This is a genomic window from Bilophila sp. 4_1_30 (genome assembly GCF_000224655.1).
In the GTDB taxonomy this organism is placed as follows: Bacteria; Desulfobacterota; Desulfovibrionia; order Desulfovibrionales; family Desulfovibrionaceae; genus Bilophila; species Bilophila wadsworthia.
The window spans coordinates 624,777-626,897 of sequence record NZ_JH114232.1 but is presented as its reverse complement, the minus strand read 5'-3'; the positions used below and the strand labels follow the sequence as shown (position 1 = coordinate 626,897).

Below are 2,121 nucleotides of genomic sequence, written 5' to 3'. Positions count from 1 at the left end.
AACGGTTTCCTTCCCCCTCCCCAAAACCCCGCCCCTCTCCTTCCCAAGACTTTCGACCTTATCGAATCCCTGTTGCCGGCTTTCCCTGCCAGCGAAAAGAGGCCCCGTCCAAACGTTTCCGTTTGCGCGGGGTGTTGTTTATTGGAGAGTATAAAACTTTCGAATATTTTTTTAACTTTATCTCCTATGAATTTTTGAGAAAAATCATTCTAAGCCAACACCCTCGTTTATTGAAAAGGCATTGCTGCGTAACCCGCCACACAACTTTTCAGGAGAGAGCGCCTTTTCAGGAGTGGTTTTCCATGCATGTTGAACGCCTTTTTCAAATCGTTTTTTTGCTCATGAGCGGCTCATGCGGTACAGCGAAAGAACTGGCTGAGCATTGCTCAGTCTCCGTCAGAACCATCCAAAGGGATCTGGATGCCTTGAGCCTTGCCGGTATCCCCATCTTTTCCAACCGGGGACGAGGGGGTGGCACAGGCCTGCTCAAAGAGTTTACGCTGGACAAAACATTCATGACCGAGCAGGAGCAGGCTGATATTTTGCATGGCCTCCAAGCTCTTGAGGGTGCGGGATACCCCGGCGGCAATGCGGCCCTTCACAAGCTTGCCGCCCTGTTCCGGAAAAAGGCCGAAGATCGCTGGCTGCGGGTGGATTTTTCCTCGTGGTGCGGATCCGGGTTCGGCAAAGAAAAGTTCCACCGGTTGAAGGAAGCTATCTTGGCCAAAAAAGTTATCCGCTTCACCTATTTCAGCTCAGAAAACCGGGTATCCGAGCGTTTCGCGGAACCTTTGTGCCTGCTGTTCCGTGAACGGGCCTGGTATGTCTGCGTCTTTGACAGGAAAAAAAGCCGGGAAATGGTGCTGCGGGCCTCACGGATCCGCGATTTGCACGTCATGGAAGAAATGTTCGAACGCACCATGCAGGAAGACCCGATGGCGACGCCGGACTATTCAAAAAGCTATGCCCTGCAAAGGGTTGTGCTCCGCATAGACGCGGAATGCGCTTTCAGGGCATTCGACGAATTCCCGGAACAAGATATCCGCCCACAGCCCGACGGCTCTTTTTTGATTGACGAAGAAATGCCCATCAACGAATGGCTGACGGGCTACCTCCTTTCCTTTGCGGACGGCCTTGAAAGAAAAAATCCATTCCATGCAAAAGAAATATGACAAACAGGTGTCCGGTTCCCAGCGTACAGTCCGTCATACATCTCCAAAAAATTCAAAGGACGGAGGCAAAAATGGACGTATACGAGGCGATCAGGGCTCGGAGGACCATCCGTGATTTCGAAGACAGACAGGTTGGAATGGGCATCATTGAGCGGATCATTGACGCAGGCTTGAAAGCGCCGACCAACAACCATCTGCGCCAATGGGAGTTTGTCATCGTGAACGGCAAAGAAGAGAGGGGCGACCTCCTCCGGGTGAAGAACATGACCAGCCGGGACGAGTGCGAACAAATGCTCGATGGCTTCGGCATGACGGACGAGGTCCAGCGCAACATGTATCGTGAGGCCATGCCCAGGCAGTTCTCAATGCTCTACAATGCCGGATGCCTGATACTTCCTTTTTTCAAGATACGGGAACCGTTGCTCCAGCCAAGCTCATTGAGTTCCCTCAATGACTTCGCGTCAATCTGGTGCTGCATCGAAAACATGCTGCTTGCCGCCGCTTCCGAAGGATTATTGGGCGTAACCCGCATCCCAATGGCTGAGGAATCCGAGCACATCAAGACGGCTGTCGGGCATCCCGAAAACTATGTCATGCCCTGCTACATCGCCTTGGGCTATCCCGCGAAGAATGCATCTGTACCGGCTCAAAAAAGCATTTGTGCAAAAGATAAAATACATATCAACATATGGTAATATCACCAGTTGGCATGTTACCTTTTTCTGATGGGCGACCGCAGGATATCGGCAAAAGGGCATACCCCCCCCGGCAGGCCCGCCCCCTGATAAAACTCTGTATCGTATTTGATTGATACCACTTCACAACAACATTGCAGTGTCCTTCAAAAATCCCGGCTTCCCGCCGGAACGAACTCCAGCCGCATAACCTCCCCACCAGTCGAAAGTCTTTGGGAGGGGTGGGGGAGGTTTGGAGGGGGGCGGGAGGCTTT

The 2,121-nt window shown here is 52.2% G+C and carries 2 protein-coding genes; both read left to right on the top strand.

Features of this window, described 5'->3' with window-relative positions:
• Positions 1-1,172: YafY family protein (locus HMPREF0178_RS09415; RefSeq protein WP_232281247.1), on the top strand; the 1,172-nt coding region annotated here is incomplete at its 5' end.
• A 71-nt stretch (positions 1,173-1,243) separates the two neighbouring features.
• On the top strand, positions 1,244-1,867 hold the full coding sequence (locus HMPREF0178_RS09410; protein WP_009380434.1) for a nitroreductase family protein: 624 nt from the start codon (positions 1,244-1,246) through the stop codon (positions 1,865-1,867).
• Positions 1,868-2,121 lie beyond the last annotated feature (254 nt).